Here is a 19,750-nt window from a genome sequence, read left to right as displayed (position 1 = left end):
ACAAGGGGGGAGGTGCCGCATCGAGGACTCGGCACGATCGAGCCACAGCCTCGACTCTTCACCTCCCCCCTTGTGGGGGAGGTCGGGAGGGGGGTGCCCCACGCTCTGACGTCAAGGTGTACCCGTGGCTGATCTCTCCGCCCCCGGCCCATCCGGCCTGAAGCTTCCGACCTTCTCGATCCAGGGGCTGTGGAAGTCGTTCGGCACGTCCGATATCGGGCTCGCCATCGGCATTATGGGGATCATCGTCGTCCTCATCGTGCCGCTGCCGCCGCTGCTGCTCGACCTGTTGCTGGCCATCTCGATCGTCTTTTCGGTGCTGATCCTGATGACGGCGCTGTTCATCCAGACGCCGCTCGAGTTCTCGGCCTTTCCAACGGTGCTGCTGATCGCCGCCATGTTGCGCTTGGCGCTGAACCTCGCCACCACCCGCCTGATCCTCGCCGAGGGCCATAACGGCACCGATGCCGCCGGTCACGTCATCGAGGCGTTCGGCAACTTCGTCATGCGGGGCAACTTCGTCATCGGCGTCGTCGTCTTCGCCATCCTGATCATCGTCAACTTCATCGTCATCACCAAGGGTTCGGGCCGCATCGCCGAAGTCGCGGCGCGCTTCAACCTCGACGCCATGCCCGGCAAGCAGATGGCCATCGACGCCGACCTCTCGGCCGGCCTGATCGATGAGACCACCGCGCGCAAGCGCCGCGAAAACCTCGAGGCCGAGAGCGCCTTCTTCGGCAACATGGATGGCGCCAGCAAGTTCGTGCGCGGCGACGCCATTGCCGGCCTGTTGATCACCTTCATCAACATCATCGCCGGTCTCGTCATCGGCATGCTGCAGGAGGGCCTGAGCTTCGCCGAAGCCGGCCACAACTACACCCTGCTCACCGTCGGCGATGGCCTCGTCAGCCAGATCCCGGCCCTGATCGTCTCGACCGCCGCGGGCCTCCTGGTTTCGAAGGCCGGCGTTACCGGCTCGGCCGACAAGGCGCTGGTCGCCCAGTTCACCGGCTATCCCAAGGCGCTCGGCATGTCGGCCGCCGTCATCGGTGCGCTGGCCCTGCTGCCGGGCATGCCGATCATCCCGTTCCTGGCGCTTGCCGCCGGCTGCGGCTGGCTCGCCTTCAAGTCGGGCAGGAAGAAAACCGCAACCGCCGATCGCGCCATCGTCGAGGCTGCCATGGAGCATGCCCAGGCCAACCCGGTCGCCACCGAAGCGCCGATCTCCGACAGCCTCAGGATCGACGAGCTGAAGCTCGAGCTCGGCTATGGCCTCTTGTCACTGGTCAAGGAAGACGACACCGGCACCGATCGGCTCACCGAGCAGATCAAGGCGCTGCGCCGGCAGCTCGCCACCGAGCTCGGCTTCATCATGCCGCCGGTCCGCATCCTCGACAACATGCAGCTCGAGCCGAACGACTATAAGGTCAAGATCAAGGAGGTCGATGCCGGCCGCGGCCAGATCTTCGCGCACCAGCTGATGGTGATGGATCCGATGGGCCGGGAGATCAACCTGCCCGGCGTCCACACCACCGAGCCGACCTTCGGCCTGCCCGCTACCTGGATCGAGCCGGCTTTGCGCGACGAAGCGGAACTGCGCGGCTACTCGATCATCGACCCTTCGACGGTGATCTCGACGCATCTGACCGAGGTGCTGAAGGCCAACGTCTCGGATCTGCTGAGCTATGCCAACGTGCAGTCGCTGCTCGCCGGCCTTTCCAAGGACCAGCAGAAGCTGGTCGAGGACATCATCCCCAGCCAGATCTCGGTCTCGGGCGTGCAGCGCGTGCTGCAGACCCTGCTCATCGAGCGGATATCCATTCGCGATCTCCCCACCATCCTCGAAGGCATCGCCGAGATCGCCGGCCCGGGCCGTACCGCCCAGACCATCGCCGAGCACGTGCGTTCGCGCCTCGCCCGCCAGCTCTGCGCCGCCAATCTGGGGCCGGACGGCAACCTGCCGCTGCTCACCCTGTCGCCGCAATGGGAACGGGATTTCGCCGAGGCGCTGGTCGGCGACGGCAATGACCGCCACCTCGCCATGGCCCCGTCGCGCCTGCAGCAGTTCATCGTCGGCATCCAGCAGGGCTTTGAGAATGCCGCCCAGATGGGCGAAATCCCCGTCCTCATCACTTCCCCCGGCATCCGCCCGCATGTCCGCGCCATCATCGAACGCTTCCGCCCGCAAACCGTGGTGATGAGCCAGAACGAGGTACACCCGCGCGTACGGCTGAAGACGATCGGGAGCGTCTGATCGAGCCGGAAACCAGGAAGCGTGGGCCGCACCAGTAGTTTTCCGGGGTGGCGCCCGGAACCACGCCACGCCAGCGTGCATTATGGTCCCGCGTCACCCCACGAGCCCCGATGAAGCTCTTCCGCTGCGACCATTGCGGTCACCTGCTCTACTTCGAGAACACCCGCTGCGAGCGCTGCGGCCGTGCGCTCGGCTATGGCCCGCTCACCAACAACCTGTTCTCGCTCGATGGCGGCCCCGGGATCTGGATGGCGCCGGCCTTCTTCAACCGTTCCTTCGTTTACTGCGCCAATGCCGCGCATGGCGCCTGCAACTGGCTGCTGCTGCATGCGCCGGGCGCCGATCCCTACTGCCTCGCCTGCCGCCATAACGGGCTGATCCCCGATATCAAGAACCCGGTCGATCTCGGCCGCTGGCAGGTAATCGAGCGCGCCAAGAAGCGGCTGATCTACTCGCTGCTGCGGCTGCATCTGCCGCTCGCCACCCGCAACGAAGACCCGGTGCACGGCCTGAGCTTCAGGTTCCTCAACGAGGAGGTTTCGCGCGCCCCGGTGCTCACCGGGCACGACAGCGGCATCATCACCCTGGCGCTGAAAGAGGCCGATGACGCCGCGCGCGAATACCGCCGCACCCAGTTCAACGAGCCTTACCGCACCCTGCTCGGCCATTTTCGCCACGAGATCGGCCACTATTACTGGGATCTGCTGATCGCCGGCCGCCCGGCGCATCAGGAGTTCCGCACGCTGTTCGGCGACGAGAGCGCCGACTACGAGAGCGCGCTCGCCGCACACTACGCCAACGGCGCTCCCGCCGGCTGGCAGCAGCACTACATCTCGGCCTACGCCACCTCCCATCCCTGGGAAGATTTCGCCGAGACCTTCGCGCACTACCTGCACCTCGTCGACACCACCGAGATGGCGGCCTCCTTCGGCCTCAACCTCCGGCCCGCCGTCGACCAGAGAGGCGAACTGACCGCCCGGCTCGACTACGACCCCTATGACGATGCCGACATCGACGAGCTGATCGAGAATTGGATTCCGCTCGCCTCGCTGATGAACAATCTCAACCGCGCCGTCGGGCAGCACGACGCCTACCCATTCGTGCTCACCCCCGAGGTGATCGCCAAGCTCGGCTTCGTCGCCCGGCTGGTGCATGATGCCGGCACCGTGCAATGGACCGTCCCCAGCGCCGCCGGGCCGATCCCGATCAACGTCCCCAGCGGCCCAGCCGAGTTGCCCCGTACCTGAGGCTGGAGCGGTCGGCGCTGATGTGATCTCTATCCGGCATGCACGACATCACGCTTCTCACCGTTCCGGTGTTCTCCACCCTTTGCAACGCCGCCTTCGCGCTGCGCCGCGAGGTCTTCGTCATCGAGCAGCAGATCCCCGAGGCTGAGGAATTCGACGCCGACGACCTTACCGCCACGCATCTGGTGGCGATTGCCGCCGGCAATGTCGTCGGCACGCTGCGTATCATATGGACGCCGGAGCACGTGAAGCTTGGCCGCGTGGTCGTTGCGCAGCTCTGGCGCGGCCAGGGCATCTCCACCCGGCTGCTCCGCCACGCCATGGCCCTGGCGCGCGACAAGGGCGAGAGCCGCTTCTATCTCACCGCCCAGCACGACAAGCTCGCCGTCTACGAAAAGCTCGGTTTCGTCGCCTTCGGCGAGCCGTTCGACGATGGCTCAGGCATTCTCCACCTCAAGATGAAGACGTACTGAGGCGGATGGACGGGGACAAGCAGTACCAGAACTGCCCCAACCACGGCTTGGTGCTGGCAGTGAGGAAGCGATGGGCACGGTTGTTCCATTGGGCGTTCGTGCTGGTCTCGTTTGGAACCTCCTGACCGGACTACCCCTACCGTTGCCCCAAATGTGGTCGGCTCACTGAGCGGCCTGAGGATCAGCCGCTCTAGGCCGCGCCCCCGCAGCCGCGCCCCGGCGAAGAGACTACCAAGCCCTTACCGAATTAATTCAATCTTTACCGGTTAACCCGGCAAACCGCGCGCCGCCGTCAATTCTCCGCTAGCTTGCTGGACGTGGGGCGCCTCGCCGCCCCGACAGAACGCTGGGAGGCGTGGAAGGCCGGACCTCGGAAAACGGGGCCGGCCTTTGATTTTTGCAGCGACGAGAAGCAGTCGTGGTCGAGCTGACCCACCGCGATCACCCCACCCACATCCCAGCGAAAGCTGGGACCCATCTATCCTCCGGCGCAGGTTGAGAGCTGGGTCCCTGCTTTCGCAGGGATGACAGCCGGTGGGGGTTCAGAGATCGAGCCCATCATCCTCGCCAATGCCGCCCAATCACAACAGCCTAAGCCAGCTTCTTGACCCAAACCGAAACCTCGTCGCCGCTGCTCATGTCAGCCTGGACGATCCCGTCGATCATGAAGCTGGGTGATACGTGGATGCCGTTCTGCCGGGCATAGCGCGCATCCCAGCGGGTCGATTTGTCGAGCAGCGGCTCGTCGAACGCCGCCATCAGCCTGAGCCCGGTATAGCCTTCGATGCGCCGGATCAGGTCGTTGGGCGTCGCGTCGCGGTTCGGCCCGGTCGCATGCCGTTCGAACTCGAACTCCTCGCGATGCTCGTAGACCGCCTGCATCACCTGCCTCGCCGCCGCCTTGCCCGCCGGCAGGCTCGCCGCGGCATAGATCGCCCTGACGATCACCGGCGAGAACATGTGCCAGGGCTGCGAGTGCAGCCGGATCTTCACCGTCAGCTTATCCTCGCCCACTGCCGCCAGCAGCGGCTCGAGCTTGCCGAAGGCCTTGCCCGAATAGGGACAGGTCGGCTCGAGGAACACCTCGAACTGTCGCGGCCCGTGGCCCCATACCAGTGGATCGACCCGGAACTCAGCCACGGCAAATACCTCTCATCAAATCAGAGCGCCAAGCTACCCGACCCGGTGGCCTGGCCTATCGGACATTGGTTGAAGTTCGCGCAGACCAAACTGAAAACGGTCGCCCGGTTTGATTTCCGGGGGACCGGAACGCTCGCCTCGTGATGACGTTGTGTCTGCATCGGGCCGTGCGGCACGCCACAGCCAAGCGATGTGCCGCACGGCCTTGTTCATGAACCCACGAACGAGAGAACCTTAAATGTTCCGTACCCTTATGACCACCACTGCCGTCGTCGCCCTGCTCACTGCAGGTGCCATGGCCCAGGATGCCGCTGCGCCGGCCGCCGAGGCTCCCGCAGCCACCGAGGCCACGCCGGCCGCACCGCTCGACACCTCGATCCTCGCTTCCGGCTACACCGTCACCGACAAGGATAACCTCGCGACTGAAATTATCGGCAAGCAGGTCTATTCCTCGTCCGCGGCGGACGCCGAGCATATCGGCGACGTCAATAACCTGGTGATCGGTGAAGGCGGCGAAGTCGCCGCTGTGGTCATCGGCGTTGGCGGCTTCCTCGGCATCGGCGAAAAGAACGTTGCCGTGAACTATGCCGAGCTCGAGTGGATCACCGCCGAAGACGGCAGCGAGCGCTTCGTGCTGGCGACCACCAAGGAAGCGCTGGAGACCGCCCCGAACTTCGAGACTACGGATGACGCTGCCGACGCCGCTCCGGCGGATACGGCAGCGCCGGCAGCCGACGCCAATGCCCCTGCGGCAACCGCACCGGCTGACAACGCCGCTCCGGCCGATCAGCCCGCCGACGCCATGGCTCCGGCCGATCAGAGCACTACCCCGGCAGCCACCACCGCGGCCGGGCCGATCGACCGCGCCACGTTGACCGATGCGCCGCTCACCGCTGAAGAGCTGATCGGCACCAATGCCTATGGCCCGGGTGACGAGCACCTCGGCGCCATCGGCGACGTGATCCTCGGCGCCGACGGCAAGGCCGTTGATGCGGTGATCATCGATTTCGGTGGTTTCCTCGGCATCGGCACCAAGCCAGTGGCCGTTTCGGTCGAGAACCTGCGCTTTGCCACCAACGCGAACGGCGACAAGTTCCTGTTCCTCAACGTGACGCGCGATCAGCTCGACAAGGCCGTGGCCTACAACAAGGACACCTGGGAAGCCGAGCGCGACACCCAGCTACTGAAGACCGACGTTCTGCAGTAAGTATCCGCTGTCGCAAGCACGAAAGGCCCGCTCCGGCGGGCCTTTTTCATTGTCTGACGGCGAAGAGCCTCAGCGGCGGATGTGCCGGAGGCGGCCGATCTCGTCGTATTCGGCCTGCTCGGACTTGGCTTCCGCCGCAGTCTCGCGGCCATGCTCGCGCTGGTCCAGCAGTTCGACCTTCTTGAGGTCCTCCACTGCTTCGGCCAACGCATCCTGCGCCGCCTCGAGATTGCCCTTCATGTCGTTGGCCGAGGCCAGCAGGTTGTCCCTGCGGGCGATCGCCGCCTTGGCGAAGGTCGAATAGGCGAAATGCGCGATATCCGAGATGCCGGTCTTCTGCTGCTCGATTTCGATCTGCTGGTCGAGTTCGGCGGCCATCCGCTCGAAATCGGCGATCATCATCTCGATCTGCGTGACCTGCCGGCGCTTCTCGTCGACCTGAAACTTCTTAAGCCGGATCAGGCTCTCGCTGCGCGACTTCATGACTTGTACTCCTTACACCTCAAGTCATTCACTTCACTGACGCGGTTTGCTCGCCCACCTTGTCCAGAATTGCTTCCAGCATGACATAGCCGTCGGCAATAGAGGTGCGTTCTTCCCGCTGCTGGCTCAAAAACGCCTCCAGCGCCGGGTTGATCGCGATGGCACGGTCCACGCCTGGATCCGATCCCTTCCGGTATGCCCCCAGCCGGATCAGTTCCTCCATGTCGGCAAATGTCGACATGAGCTCTCGCGCCTTCTGCAGGGTGGGCCGCACATTGGCCGGCACGCACCCAGGCATGGTTCGCGAGATAGACCGGAGCACATTGACCGCCGGATAGCGTCCCCGCTCGGCGATCGAGCGCTCCATCACGATGTGCCCATCGAGAATGCCGCGAACGGCGTCCGCAATGGGCTCATTGTGATCGTCACCTTCCACCAAAACGGTAAATAGACCGGTAATGGAGCCCGATTCAGCAAGGCCTGGACCGGCTCTTTCGAGCAGCCTGGGAAGTTCGGTGAAAACCGTCGGTGGGTAGCCCTTGGCGGTCGGCGGCTCGCCGATGGCAAGGCCGATCTCGCGCTGCGCCTGGGCGAAGCGGGTGAGGCTGTCCATCATGCACAGCACCCGCTTGCCCTGGTCGCGGAAATACTCGCTGAGCGTCAGCGTCAGGTAGGCCGCCTGCCGCCGCATCAGCGCCGCCTCGTCGGAGGTCGCGACCACCACCACGGCCTGCTGGATGCCGACCTCGCCCAGATAGTCGGTGACGAATTCCTGCACCTCGCGACCGCGCTCGCCGATCAGCCCGATCACCGCCACGTCCACCTGGGCGTTGCGCGCCAGCATACTCATCAGCACCGACTTGCCGACACCCGAGCCGGCAAAGATCCCCATGCGCTGGCCTTCGCACATGGTGGTGAAGGTGTTGAGGGTGCGCACCCCCATATCGAGCGGATCGCCCACCCGCATGCGCTCATGCGCCGGCAACGGCACCTGGCGCAGCGGATAGGGCGTGGCGCCCGGCATCAGTGGACCCTTGCCGTCGATCGGCTCGCCATCGGCGTTGATCACCCGCCCCAGCCAGTACTCGGAGGGCTGCACCGCCCCATCATGGCTCTTGAACAGCGCCCGGCAGCCGAGCCGCACCCCGTTCAGCGCCCCGAACGGCAGGCACAGCGCATGGCCATCGCGGAAGCCGATGATCTCGGCGCCCAGCACGCCGCCATTGGTGGTTTCGATTTCGACGCGCCCGCCGACGCGCAACTCGCGCACCGGCCCGACCACCTCGATGAGCAGGCCCTGCACGGTTTTGACGCGCCCGAAGACTTCAACGTCCTCGATGGCGTCAATTGCGGCTCTCAGGGACTGCATCGGCCTCTTTCACGGTGCCCGAATCGCTTGAGGACCACGGTAACCGAACGTTAAGCAAAAAGCGTTAACCATGGGCCCCTACCCCGACATCCGCCTGGCGCGCCGCGAGCCGCTTTTCGAGCCCTCAAGGGCCCCAAATCCTTGAGTCGGCAGAGTCGATTGAAGGGCTTTCTTAACCTAGTTTCTTAAGTCGGTTAGGTGCGATTTCTGTAGCATTTTCAACGATTTAACATATCACTAACGGGAGACCCATTGCATCTTGCGGATCAGAATTAAACTTTGTTAACTAATTGCGCTTAGGTTTGGGTCATATCCAGTAGGGTTCGGTTAAGGGTGAACGCGCAGGGCGCCTCATCCATAGTTCCAGCAGGGAACGGTTTAAGGGGATTGACGGCATGCGTGTACTCTTGATCGAGGACGACAGCGCGACAGCGCAGAGCATCGAGCTGATGCTCAAATCAGAGAGTTTCAACGTATACACGACGGACCTCGGTGAAGAGGGCGTCGACCTAGGCAAACTCTACGATTACGACATCATCCTGCTCGATCTGAACCTTCCCGACATGTCGGGCTACGAAGTGCTGCGCACCCTGCGCGTAGCCAAGGTGCAGACCCCGATCCTGATCCTTTCTGGTCTCGCCGGCATCGAAGACAAGGTGCGCGGCCTCGGCTTCGGCGCTGACGACTATATGACCAAGCCGTTCCACAAGGATGAGCTGGTCGCCCGCATCCACGCCATCGTCCGCCGTTCCAAGGGTCATGCGCAGTCGGTCATCTCCACCGGCGACCTGACCGTGAACCTCGACACCAAGACCGTCGAAGTGCAATCCGCCCGCGTCCATCTCACGGGCAAGGAATACCAGATGCTGGAGCTGCTCTCGCTCCGCAAGGGCACTACCCTCACCAAGGAAATGTTCCTCAACCACCTCTATGGCGGCATGGACGAGCCCGAGCTGAAGATCATCGACGTCTTCATCTGCAAGCTCAGGAAGAAGCTCTCGGTCGCCACCGGTGGCAAGAACTACATCGAGACCGTCTGGGGCCGCGGCTACGTGCTGCGCGAGCCGGACGAGAACGAGAGCTTCGCGGAATCGAGCGTCGCCTAATTCATTCAGTCCTGCGTTGCGGCAGACCTGGGGAACCCCGTACCAGAAGGTGCGGGGTTTTCGCTATTCTGGACTGCCCCCAGGAGGCGTCCATCAACGGCGATGGCGCGCGAAGAACTGCTCGGCGGTTATCGTCACAAAGCTCGCTTCAGGAGCCGAGAGCGCCAGCTGCAACTCGGCCTTCAGGTTTTCGAACGCGGCGTTTTCCACCCGTTCCTTGTCTCGCCGGATCAGATCGCGCACATACTCGCTGATGGTCTCATAGGATCCCGTTTTGCTCACATTCGAAGCGACAAACTCGTGGAGGTCCTCGCCTAACCGCACCGTCATCGCCATTGCTTGGACCATGCCGCCCTCCATCCGCGTCCCAGGATCCGTGCAATTGGAGGCACAGCAAGGTCGATGCGGCAAGAGAAGAACAGCCCACGCCTGACAGGCCCTTGAGCGGACTGCCGGCCAATGGCAGCTTCGGCCCATGAGCGACATCGAGTGGATTGCACCGGACCGGGCTGCCGTCGCGGCGGCATTGGCGAGTATCGGCGTCGCCATCGATCCGGCCGAGATCGCGCTGCTGCTGCGCGACAATCGCTTTGCGGTCCGCCTCCCCGGCCACCGGATCGCCTGGTTCCCGACCGATCCGCACGGCCGGCAGCGCCTCGCCCGCGAGGCTCGTACTCTCGCCCTCATCGAACGCCACTGCAGCTTCCGCGCCCCGCGCCTCATCCACCGGTCGGCGACGGGCTGGCAGTTGCGCTCCGAAGTGCCGGGCACGGCCGATCCGTTCGCGGTCTATCACCGGGTTCGCGACGATCGACACTTCGCTGCCGCACTTGGCGCCAATCTGGGTCGTCTGCTGGCCGACCAGCACCACAGCATCCCTTCAGTGGAGCTCGGCGACTGGCTGCTGCCCCGCCCCGGCTGGCCGCCGCCGCTGCCGCAGGTGGCAGCAGACCTGCCACGCGTCACCGATGATCGCGATCTGATCGATGGCGCGCTGGCTGTCCTGGCCCGCGGCGAAACAGCGGAGTCGGAGATCACCGATCGAGTCCTCGCCCACACCGATTTCGGCTTTCACAACATGGTGGTGACAGCGGACGGCGCCGTGGTGGGCGTGTTCGATTATGACGAAGCCTCGCTCACCGACCGGCATTACGACTTCCGCTACCTGCTGCTCGATACCGAAGACGAGGCCTTGTTCACCGCCGCCGTGGCAGCCTACGAGGCCGCCGGCGGCCAACCGATCGACCTGCGCCGCGTCCGCCTGCTCAACGCCGCCTCGGCCGTCGCCTTTCTTGCCTTGCGTGGCGATGCCGGACCGGAGGAAAAGCCGGCCGGCCGCACGCTCGCCGAAGACCTGCGCTGGGTTCGCATGGCGCTTGCACGCGCCAGCTAGGGCGCATCGGATGCCTTCACCGCGCCCCGCTCCGGTCGGCGCCGAGCCAGGGGCTGATCAGCCTCAACGCGCGGACGATTGTGTCCCACGGAGCCCGCGCGGCGTGAAAGGAAGTGGCAGAATGTGCCATTGCATCGCGAAGAATTAGCGGCGATTCTCCCACGGCACGATACTGATTTGTACTTTTGTGGAGTTGCATGTTGTTTGACACCGTATGCAACGTCGATGCGGTCAGTGCCTCCTTTCATGCCCTGGCAGCTCGTGGCGCCTCCAAGGCCGACGCGTTGCCGAGAGTCAGCGCTGCGGTTCTGGTGCTGGCGGGGGCCCTTGCAGGCGCGGTGCCTGCAGCGTCGGCAGCCAGCTTCACGGTCAGCACCGCTACTGAGTTCGAGGACGCGGTCACCGACGCCAGCACCGATCCGAACAACGCCGACATCACGCTGCTCAACGACATCACGATCAACGGCACGGGCCTGACCGAGGCGATCGATCCGGACTCGTTGGAAATCTACACCGACGGCGGCCACACCCTCACGCTGGATGGGGCCGGCACGGTCTGGGACGCTGGCAGTTACACCAATTTTACTATCCTGGGATCGACCGATGGCGGGCTGACCGTTTCGAGTGGCGCCCAGCTCACCATCACCGATAATCCCGCCAATCCGCAGCCCTACGGCCTGCTCGACATGCAGGCGGGCATCCTGACGGTCACCGGCGACGGAACAACCGTGAAGTCGACTCATTTCGCAGCTGGACGCGACGACGACACCACCGTCATGGTCACCGACGGCGCGCACGTGATTACCACGGGAAGCGTCACATTGGGCGAGGATGCGGGCACAACCAACGCGACCGACATCACGGTCGTGGTGGACGGCGAGGGCACGGTCTGGGACGCTGGCTACTTCGCTGCCGGTGGCGCGACCAACAATGTCGATGTGACGCTGTCGGATGGAGCCGTCATCAAGGTCGGTATCGCCAGCATCGGCCGGAATGGCAACGCCACCATGCTGGTGACCGGCTCCGGCTCGGCCCTCAAGGTTTCCGGCAGCCTCGAGGTCGGCGCGCGTTCGACCTGGATCTCCGACGCGGGCGTGGGCGACGGCGCCCTGACCATCAGCGATGGCGGTCTCGTCTCCGCCAAGAACGTGTTTCTGGGCGTGACCGGTAACGCCAGCCCGGATCCCGGCATTACCGGCGACCTGCTCGTCGATACCGGCGGCACGCTTGCGACCGGGGAGTTGGCCCCAGGCCTCGGCACCGGCACCGCGACCTTCGACAACGGCACCCTGCGCGCTACCGACAATGCGGCATCGCTGATTCACGGCTTCGATCCCGGTCAATTCGTCCTCATTGGCGAGGGGATGTTCCTCGATTCCAATGGTCTCAACGTGGTGGCCGAGAGCGGCATGTCGGGCGATGGCGCGCTGACCAAGCAGGGGCTGGGCAAGCTGACCGTGACTGGCCCCAACACCTATCAGGGATCGACCTTCGTCACCGCCGGTACGCTTGCCGCCGGCGTCACCAACACGTTCAGCGCCGCATCCGACCATCACGTGGCGGCCGGCGCCACGCTGGCGCTGCAGGGTTTCGACCAGACGATCGCCTCGCTGCAGAATGCCGGCACCGTCAGCCTTGGCGGCGCTCCAGGCACTGTGCTCACCATCACCGGCAACTATCAGGGCGACGCCGGCGTCATCCTCATCAACACGGCGCTGGGCAACGACAATTCGCTCACCGACCGGATCGATGTCGGCGGCAACACCACCGGCACCGGCAGCATCCGGGTCACCAATGTCGGCGGCACCGGTGCGCAGACGGTCGAGGGTATCCGGATCATCGATGTCGCGGGGACCTCGAGCGCCAGCTTCGCGTTGCTGGGCGACTACGTGTTCGAAGGTGACCAGGCCGTCGTCGGCGGCGCTTACGCCTACCGGCTCTATCAGGGCAGCACCAGCAGCCCGAACGATGGCGATTGGTACCTGCGCTCGACCCTGCTCCCAGATGGGCCCGACCCCCTCTATCAGGCTGGCGTGCCGCTCTATGAGAGCTACCCGCAGGTGCTGGCCATGCTCAACCAACTCGGCACGCTGCAGCAGCGTGTCGGTAACCGCTCCTGGGGTGGCAGCGACAGCACCGCCGGCATCATCGACCTGGACGACCGGCAGGTCGAAGCCGGCGGTATGTGGGCGCGCATCGAGGGCACCTATGCGCACGAGGAGCTGGACACCACGTCCGGCGGAACCGACTACGACGCCAGCCTCTGGCGGCTGCAGGGCGGGCTCGACGGGGTTGTTCAGCAAGGCGAGCGAGGCGCGCTGATCGGCGGCGCGTACCTGAGCTATGGCACTGTCGGCGCCGATGTCTCATCGCTGTTCGGCAACGGCGACATCACGACCTCCGGCTTCGGCATCGGCGGCACGCTGACCTGGTACGATGCCAGCGGCTTCTACCTCGACGGTGTCGCCCAATTGCAGTGGTTCGACAGCACGCTGAGGTCCAGTACTGCCGGACTTGACCTCGTCGCGGGCAATGATGACTTCGGCTACGCCCTCAGCCTCGAGGCGGGTAGCCAGATCAACCTGGGCGACGGCTGGTCGGTGACGCCACAGGGCCAGATCGTCTATAGCGAGGTCGCCTTCGCTGATTTCACCGACGCCTTCGGCACGGTGGTCGGCCTGACCGATGGTGGCGGGCTCTATGGCCGACTGGGCATTTCCATCGACCACGAGGATGCGAAACAGGCCGATGATGGGCTGTCGCGCACCCATTTCTACGGCATCGCCAACCTCTACTACCAGCTCGACAACACCACTGGCGTCGCCGTCGGTGGCACCGCACTGACAGCAAGCCGCGACCAGCTTTCTGGCGGGCTGGGCGTGGGTGGCAGCTACAACTGGGGCGACGACGCGTATTCGCTCTATGGCGAGGCTTCGTTCCGCACCGGGCTCGGTTCTCCCGGCGACAGCTACAGCCTCAACACCAATGTCGGCCTGAGGGGGCGCTGGTAGCTTCGCGCCTGCGCCCGAATGCCGAGACCGATATGGCGTCAGCTAGCCCGCGCGCCGATGTCGCATCGCGCGCCGCAACCGGCGTGCGCACATTATGCCTATGCGCGCCCGTCCGTTTCAGTTGCCGCTCACCAGCCTCCTGCGCAAGCGGATCGGCCCGGGTGATTTCGTCGACTCCTATGCCGTCCCGCTCGCCGACCCCGACCTGACCCCGATGCAACTGGCAGCGCGGCTGACCGTCATGCCGGGCTGGGTCAACGGCCTGCTGTGGCTGCGTGACGGGCTGGTGTCGCCGCTTGGGCTGAAGACCGGCGCCGACGTGCCGCCGGCCAACGGAGATCCCGGCATCGGCGATTACGTCAGCTTCTTCCCGCTCGAGGAGTTGTCGCCCAACGAGGCGATCCTCGGCGAAGACGATCGGCATCTCGATTTCCGCGTTTCGGTGCTGAAGACCGCGGGCCCACACCCCCTGGCCGCGATCTCCACCTGGGTGCATCCGCACAACCTGGGTGGCCGGCTTTATCTCGCCGGCGTGCTGCCGTTCCACAAGCTGATCATTCGCCGCATGCTCGCCAACGTCGCGGCCTGATCGATATGTATCCTGCCCTCGTCCGGCACCATCATCGGAAGTAATTCCGTCGATGGGTTGCCGAGTTGCTTGTTTCTCGCGCCGCGGCCCTACGAAACACCGCCCGTTCGATGTACAACCTCCGCCATGGACGAGGCACAACATCGGTTCGGCCCATTTGTTCTGACGCCGGGCCGTGAGTTGCGGCGCGACGGCCACCCCGTGGCGCTTGGGCCGCGGGCGCTGATGATGCTCGAGACCATGCTCGAGGCTGAGGGCGAGATCGTCACCAAGGCCGAGATACTGGAGCGGGTCTGGCCCGGTGTGACGGTCGAGGAAGGCAACATCACCGTGCAGATCGCTGCGCTGCGCAAGGAGCTCGGCTCCCGCCCAGGCGGCGAGGAGTGGATCGTCACCGTGCCCCGCGTCGGCTATCGGCTGGTGCGGGGTCCTGTCCCCACCCCCGCCGAAGCGCCGCCCGCCGACGCCAGCGGCAAGCCCAGCGTCGCCGTCCTCCCCTTCGTCAACCTCAGCGGCGACGCGACGCGCGACTACTTCGCCGACGGCCTGGTCGAAGACCTGATCACCGCCCTCAGCCGCTTCAAGTCCTTCGCCGTCGTCTCGCGCTACTCCTCCTTCGCCTACCGCAACCGCACCGCCGACATCCGCCAGGTCGCTCGCGAGCTCGGCGTCCGCTATCTGCTTGAAGGCAGTGTCCGGCTCTCCGGCGAGCGGGTCCGGGTCACCGTGCAATTGGTCGATGCCGCCAGCGGCACCCATCTCTGGGCCTCGAGCTTTGATGGCGAGATGGGCCAGATCTTCGAGTTTCAGGACAAGATCACCGAGTCAGTCGTCGGCCTCGTCGAACCGCAGCTCCGCCGGGCCGAGATCGAGCGTACCCGTCGCCGCTGGCCCGACAACCCGCAGGCCTATGACCACTTCCTCCGCGCCCTGCCCTTTTTCAGCTCTCGCAATCCGGCCGACTACCTGACGGCGCTAGGCCACCTCGAGCACGCCGTATCGCTGCAGCCGGACTACGCCGCCGCCCTTGCCTATGCCTCATGGAGCCTCGCTCGCCACGGCACGGTAGCACTCACCGCGCTCGACACAGCCGGCGTCGCTCGTTGCCTCGAGCTGGCTCGGTTGGCATTGCAGTATGGCGACGACGACCCGCTGGTGCTGGCCATCTGCAGCCACTCGCTGCTTGCCATCGGCAACATGCGCGCTGAGGGCCTCGCTATGGCCGACCGGGCGCTCGCCGCCAACCCGCACAATGTCATCGTTCAGGTGCTGGGTGGTATCTGCAACATGCTGGCCGGCGACCCGGCCAAGGCCGAAGCCTGCTACAGGCGCGCCTACACCCTGAGCCCGGGCGCTCCCGAGGCCTCCGAAAGCCTCGCCGGCATCGGCTTCGCCCGCTTCTTTATGCACGATTTCGAAGGCGCGCTCGTCTGGCTCGACCGCTCCCGCGCCACCCTGATGGATTGGCCCCCGACGTACTGGATCCAGACCGCCGCCTATGCGCATCTTGGTCGGCTGGACGAGGCCCAAGCGACGCTGGCCCGCCTCAAGAGCTTTGCCCCGTACACGTCAATCGCCGGCGTCGAGACCGTGGCGCAGCGCTCCGACGGCCGCTTCGCGCTCATCATTGAGGGCCTGAGGAAAGCCGGTCTCACCTGACGGGCCGATTTAGCAACTCATTTGGAACTGCCTAAGGACCCAAAGCACGCCGATCGGCCAGATTTGTCCTCACAGCGCCGCCTGGCGCCAACTGAAGAGGGTCGAAATGGACATGCTTCTTGCCGCCGCCATGGATGCGCTGGCCCGACCGCCCATCGCCACCGGACGCCGCCTGCTGACACCGACCGACGAGAATGACTACTACGCCAGACATACCCTGAACATCATCGTGCCGGCTTGGCTGCCGGCCCTCATTACCCTGCTCCGCCGCAATCACCGCACCGCGCCCGAGCGCATCGGCGCTACGCGCCACGCTTGACAGAACGCATCACGAGGGGACGAAAAATGGCACTTGATATCATCGGTCCGGGCTTCGGACGCACCGGCACCAACTCGCTGAAGGTCGCGCTGGAGCACCTGGGCTTTGGACCAGCGCACCACATGTTCGAGGTCCGCGACCATCCGGAGCAACTGCCCGGCTGGCAGGCGCTGGCCGACGGGGCACGCCCCGACTGGGACGCCCTGTTCCGCGGCTATCGCGCCCAGGTTGATTGGCCCGGGGCCCGTTACTGGCGCGAGCTCGCCGCCCACTACCCCGAGGCCAAGGTAATCCTGACGGTGCGCGACGCCGATGAGTGGTTCGACAGTGTCGAAGCGACCATCGCCAAGTTCATGGCCGGTCGCGGCAGCTACGACGATCCGCATGCCAACGGCGTCGCCAACATGGCCCACAAGCTGATCGTTGATGGCGTCTTCGATGGGCGGATGTTCGAGCGGGCCTACGCCACGACGCTGTTCAATGCCCATATAGCTGAAGTGCAGGCCAGTATTCCCGGCTCGCACCTGCTGACTTTCGACGTGAGCGAAGGTTGGGAGCCGCTGTGCGCCTTCCTGGGTCTGCCGGTGCCGGCAATCTCGTTCCCGCGGCTCAACTCGTCCAAGCAGTTCCTCAGCGAGGAATGGGCGGAAGAGGCCTGAGGCTTGGCCGGCGCTAGGCGACGCTGGCGCGCTCGGCGGCGCTCACGGTGAACTTGCCCTCGAGATGGTCGCGCTCGAACGGCTTCATCATGTAGTCGTCGACCCCGGCTTTCAGCGCCAGCGCGATTTGCCCGATATCGTTCTCGGTGACCATGTAGACTACGCGCGGCGTGTGTCCGCCGACATAGCCGCGCAGCAGCTTCAGGAACTCGAGCCCGTTCATCACCGGCATCTGCCAGTCGAGCAGGATCGCGTCCGGCATTTCCTGGCGGCACTTGTCGAAAGCTTCCTGCCCGTCCTCCGCCTCATCCACAATGTAGTCGAGATCCTCCAGGATGCGGCGCGCAACCTTGCGCACCACGCTGGAATCATCGACCACGAGGCAGGATTTCATGACGCTTCTCCCAAGTCGGCAGAAGCGCGAGGCCCGTCCGAGGCTCTGCCCATCCACCGCACGACGCGCGCTCGATCTTGCCGGGATGGCTCCGGGCGCAGACCGACCGACGCTTGTCGTTCGCCCACACTATCCCGCAAATCTGCGTATGAATGGTTAGCGAAACTTGAACCCTTCTCCGCATCGGCGAGATTTTTGAGAGCAACGACAGGTTTGCCTGCTTGAGCGGCGTGAAATGGGCCAATAGCGCGCCTGCGCAGAACTTGCGCATACAACGCGCACAGACCTTTCCGGCTCGAAAGCCCGATCACTCAATCACGAAGCATTTCGCTGTTTCGCTCAGGGCTCGATCGCGGCGTAGGTCGGAGCCGGCACGCGCATCTCGATCGGCGCATTCCAGTATCTGGCAAAGGCCAGCATGTCGAAATAGCCGTTCCCGTCGACCCCGGGGCCCATCGCCTCATCGAGGAAGGCCGACATCATCTCGACGCTGATATTGAGCTTGCCCAGGTACCAGCCGAAGATCGCGATGGTCTTGTCATCCGGCCGGCCGACGCTGGCGCCCTGGATCGCCACCGGCAGGTGGTTGGAAATCTCGACGCCTTCGTCGGCGATCATCTTCAGGCCTGAGATCCAGATATAGGCGCAGGCCGAAAGACAGGTGCCCACGGCGTGGGTCCTGAGGTAACGCTCATGGATGATCACGCCGATCCGCACGGCGCTCAGCATGTCGCCGCCGGGCCCCTCCAGTTCGATGATCCGCGGCTCGTGCTCACGCACTTCGGCGAGGAAGATCGCACCATCCACAGCGGTGATCCGCCCCGCAAGCCGCATCACCACCTCGTCGCGCTCGTTCGTCCGATAGCTGTATTCGGCCGCACCTGCTCCAGCGACACTGCCCGCGCCAAGCGCCACAAGACCGGCAAGCAGCAGCGCACGGCAACGATCCCACCTGTTGCGCATCAGTCCATTCCCTGCGAGTGCCGCCATCAGACGATCACCGATAAACGGCAACAGCGCATCACCCGATTGGGGTATTACCGGCCGAAAACAGCCGTGCTATAAAGACATCATTCGCTATCGCCGCGCTTGTGGCCGTATTTCTCTCCAGCGACTCATAATCAAATCCAATTTACGTCGATAATTTCTGCAGGTCATACTAAAGCGACCTGACGAATGACTACGCGTTTTGGCTGACAAGGACTCAGAGTGCATGATAGCGACTCCACATTGAAATCGATTACAAGGACAGTGAAATCGATTACAGAGCCGTCGCCAGGTATTTCTATGCGACGCCGCGCCCGCATCCCAACCGATGGTGTGGCGACGCCGCGCGCCGGACGCGCCATGAATGCCCCCGCCGAATTGATCGATCTGATCTATGAGGCGGCAGCCGTGCCCGAGCTTTGGTCCACCGTGCTGTTGCAGCTGTGCGGTATGGCCGGGGCTCATGCCGGGGCATTGACCTGCATGGATGCGTCCGGCCTCGCCGGCTACATCGCGACCGACACCTACGAGGCCGCCTATCGTGATTACTGGGAGCACGGCAACGCCGTAGAGAACGTCCGGCTGGAACGCTCGCTGCGCGATTATCCGATGGCGTTCTCATCCGATCTTGAGCTCTGTTCCGAGGCGGAACTGGCCACCGATCCGCTCTATCTCCGCTTCCTCCGCCCGCATGGGCTGGAATGGACTGCCGGCACGGTCATCCCGGTGCCGAGCGGCGACATGCTGGTCTTCGACCTCGCCACCCGGGCCGGCGCCGGCCGGTTCAGTCGCGAGGCCATGGCGCTGCTCGATCGCGTCCGCCCGCACCTCGCCCGCGCCGCGCTGCTGTCGCACCGGCTCGGCCGGCGCGCTGCGGCCAATCAGGCCGCGGCCATGCAGGTGGTGGGGCTACCCTGTGCCGTATGGGGGCGCTCGGGTCGGCTGCTCGCCGCCAACGATCTGTTCGAGACGCTGGCGCCGCGCGTGCAGTTTGCGGCCTTCGGTCGTCTCGCCTTCGCCGATCCGGAAGTCGATCGGCTGGCCCAGGCGGCGATGGCCTCCATCGCCTCGGAGGCCGAACCTGCCATCCGCTCGATCCCCGTGCGCGCCGCCCCCGACGCACCGGCGCTGGTCGTCCACCTGTTACCGGTGCGGCGCGCCGGCGGCGATATCTTCGTTGCGGCCGAAGGGGTGATCGTGGTGACGCCGGTCGCGGCGCCCGCCGCACCGCTGACCCAGGTGCTGATGGGGCTGTTCGACCTGACTCCGGCCGAAGCCAAGGTGGCCCGCGGCATTGCCTCGGGCCTGGATGTCCAGCACCTCGCCGCTGCGCTTGCCCTCTCACGCGAGACGGTACGCAGCCAGCTCAAGGCCGTGCTGGCCAAGACCGGCACGCGCCGTCAGGCCGAACTGGGGTTGATGCTGACAGGAGCCCGACCACTGCCGGACCCGAAATGATC

The 19,750-nt window shown here is 64.9% G+C and carries 18 protein-coding genes; 12 read left to right on the top strand and 6 right to left on the bottom strand.

The window, feature by feature from the left end:
* The first annotated feature begins 124 nt into the window (after positions 1-124).
* The 3 genes from flhA to ACSQ23_RS26695 all read left to right on the top strand — a co-directional run bounded on the left by flhA (position 125) and on the right by ACSQ23_RS26695 (position 3,974).
* Positions 125-2,254: a flagellar biosynthesis protein FlhA gene (flhA, locus tag ACSQ23_RS26705; RefSeq protein ID WP_055999822.1), complete on the top strand. Its 2,130-nt coding sequence runs from the start codon at positions 125-127 to the stop codon at positions 2,252-2,254.
* A gap of 110 nt (positions 2,255-2,364) precedes the next feature.
* Positions 2,365-3,501, top strand: a complete 1,137-nt coding sequence (locus tag ACSQ23_RS26700) for a zinc-binding metallopeptidase family protein (protein WP_436092479.1) — start codon at positions 2,365-2,367, stop codon at positions 3,499-3,501.
* 38 nt (positions 3,502-3,539) lie between these two features.
* The gene (locus ACSQ23_RS26695) at positions 3,540-3,974 is read left to right on the top strand and encodes a GNAT family N-acetyltransferase (protein ID WP_436092478.1); all 435 of its coding nucleotides are present in this window, start codon (positions 3,540-3,542) and stop codon (positions 3,972-3,974) included.
* Between the two features lie 591 nt (positions 3,975-4,565).
* Here ACSQ23_RS26695 and ACSQ23_RS26690 read toward each other — a convergent pair.
* Positions 4,566-5,114 (bottom strand): DsbA family protein, encoded by a 549-nt coding sequence (locus tag ACSQ23_RS26690; RefSeq protein WP_436092477.1) that lies wholly within the window; start codon positions 5,112-5,114, stop codon positions 4,566-4,568.
* Between the two features lie 238 nt (positions 5,115-5,352).
* Between ACSQ23_RS26690 and ACSQ23_RS26685 the strand changes: the two genes are divergently transcribed.
* Positions 5,353-6,321 carry a PRC-barrel domain-containing protein gene (locus tag ACSQ23_RS26685; RefSeq protein WP_436092476.1) on the top strand — a complete coding sequence of 323 codons (969 nt, stop codon included), beginning with the start codon at positions 5,353-5,355 and terminating at the stop codon, positions 6,319-6,321.
* Positions 6,322-6,390: 69 nt separating this feature from the next.
* On the opposite strand, the gene fliJ is transcribed toward ACSQ23_RS26685, so the two are convergent.
* Positions 6,391-6,804: a flagellar export protein FliJ gene (gene fliJ, locus ACSQ23_RS26680; protein ID WP_055877511.1), complete on the bottom strand. Its 414-nt coding sequence runs from the start codon at positions 6,802-6,804 to the stop codon at positions 6,391-6,393.
* A 28-nt stretch (positions 6,805-6,832) separates the two neighbouring features.
* Positions 6,833-8,173, bottom strand: coding sequence for a flagellar protein export ATPase FliI (fliI, locus tag ACSQ23_RS26675; protein WP_436092475.1), 1,341 nt, complete (start codon positions 8,171-8,173; stop codon positions 6,833-6,835).
* 395 nt (positions 8,174-8,568) lie between these two features.
* Between fliI and ctrA the strand changes: the two genes are divergently transcribed.
* Positions 8,569-9,279: a response regulator transcription factor CtrA gene (gene ctrA, locus ACSQ23_RS26670; RefSeq protein ID WP_055877515.1), complete on the top strand. Its 711-nt coding sequence runs from the start codon at positions 8,569-8,571 to the stop codon at positions 9,277-9,279.
* 93 nt (positions 9,280-9,372) lie between these two features.
* Here the strand turns inward: ctrA and ACSQ23_RS26665 are convergent, their stop codons facing one another.
* Positions 9,373-9,627: a ribbon-helix-helix domain-containing protein gene (locus ACSQ23_RS26665; RefSeq protein ID WP_436092474.1), complete on the bottom strand. Its 255-nt coding sequence runs from the start codon at positions 9,625-9,627 to the stop codon at positions 9,373-9,375.
* A gap of 127 nt (positions 9,628-9,754) precedes the next feature.
* Between ACSQ23_RS26665 and ACSQ23_RS26660 the strand changes: the two genes are divergently transcribed.
* The 6 genes from ACSQ23_RS26660 (at position 9,755) to ACSQ23_RS26635 (ending at position 16,909) form a co-directional block, all read left to right on the top strand.
* The gene (locus ACSQ23_RS26660; protein ID WP_436092473.1) at positions 9,755-10,672 is read left to right on the top strand and encodes a phosphotransferase family protein; all 918 of its coding nucleotides are present in this window, start codon (positions 9,755-9,757) and stop codon (positions 10,670-10,672) included.
* A gap of 200 nt (positions 10,673-10,872) precedes the next feature.
* Complete coding sequence (locus tag ACSQ23_RS26655) at positions 10,873-13,683, top strand: autotransporter outer membrane beta-barrel domain-containing protein (protein WP_436092472.1); 2,811 nt, start codon at positions 10,873-10,875, stop codon at positions 13,681-13,683.
* Between the two features lie 94 nt (positions 13,684-13,777).
* On the top strand, positions 13,778-14,272 hold the full coding sequence (locus ACSQ23_RS26650; protein WP_436092471.1) for a DUF2867 domain-containing protein: 495 nt from the start codon (positions 13,778-13,780) through the stop codon (positions 14,270-14,272).
* A gap of 126 nt (positions 14,273-14,398) precedes the next feature.
* Positions 14,399-15,931, top strand: coding sequence for a winged helix-turn-helix domain-containing tetratricopeptide repeat protein (locus tag ACSQ23_RS26645; protein ID WP_436092470.1), 1,533 nt, complete (start codon positions 14,399-14,401; stop codon positions 15,929-15,931).
* A 106-nt stretch (positions 15,932-16,037) separates the two neighbouring features.
* Positions 16,038-16,250, top strand: coding sequence for a hypothetical protein (locus ACSQ23_RS26640; RefSeq protein WP_436092469.1), 213 nt, complete (start codon positions 16,038-16,040; stop codon positions 16,248-16,250).
* A 26-nt stretch (positions 16,251-16,276) separates the two neighbouring features.
* Positions 16,277-16,909 (top strand): sulfotransferase family protein, encoded by a 633-nt coding sequence (locus ACSQ23_RS26635; RefSeq protein WP_436092468.1) that lies wholly within the window; start codon positions 16,277-16,279, stop codon positions 16,907-16,909.
* Between the two features lie 13 nt (positions 16,910-16,922).
* Here ACSQ23_RS26635 and ACSQ23_RS26630 read toward each other — a convergent pair whose 3' ends face one another.
* Both ACSQ23_RS26630 and ACSQ23_RS26625 read right to left on the bottom strand, forming a co-directional pair.
* Positions 16,923-17,303 (bottom strand): response regulator, encoded by a 381-nt coding sequence (locus ACSQ23_RS26630; RefSeq protein WP_055877535.1) that lies wholly within the window; start codon positions 17,301-17,303, stop codon positions 16,923-16,925.
* Positions 17,304-17,642: 339 nt separating this feature from the next.
* The gene (locus ACSQ23_RS26625; protein WP_436092467.1) at positions 17,643-18,266 is read right to left on the bottom strand and encodes a hypothetical protein; all 624 of its coding nucleotides are present in this window, start codon (positions 18,264-18,266) and stop codon (positions 17,643-17,645) included.
* A gap of 324 nt (positions 18,267-18,590) precedes the next feature.
* On the opposite strand from ACSQ23_RS26625, the gene ACSQ23_RS26620 reads away from it, so the two are divergent.
* Positions 18,591-19,748, top strand: a complete 1,158-nt coding sequence (locus tag ACSQ23_RS26620) for a helix-turn-helix transcriptional regulator (RefSeq protein ID WP_436092466.1) — start codon at positions 18,591-18,593, stop codon at positions 19,746-19,748.
* Positions 19,749-19,750 lie beyond the last annotated feature (2 nt).

This window comes from Devosia sp. LjRoot16 (assembly GCF_964252795.1).
Taxonomy (GTDB): domain Bacteria; phylum Pseudomonadota; class Alphaproteobacteria; order Rhizobiales; family Devosiaceae; genus Devosia_A.
The sequence above is the reverse complement of the archived record's forward strand: the minus strand, read 5'-3'. Positions and strand labels throughout refer to the sequence as shown.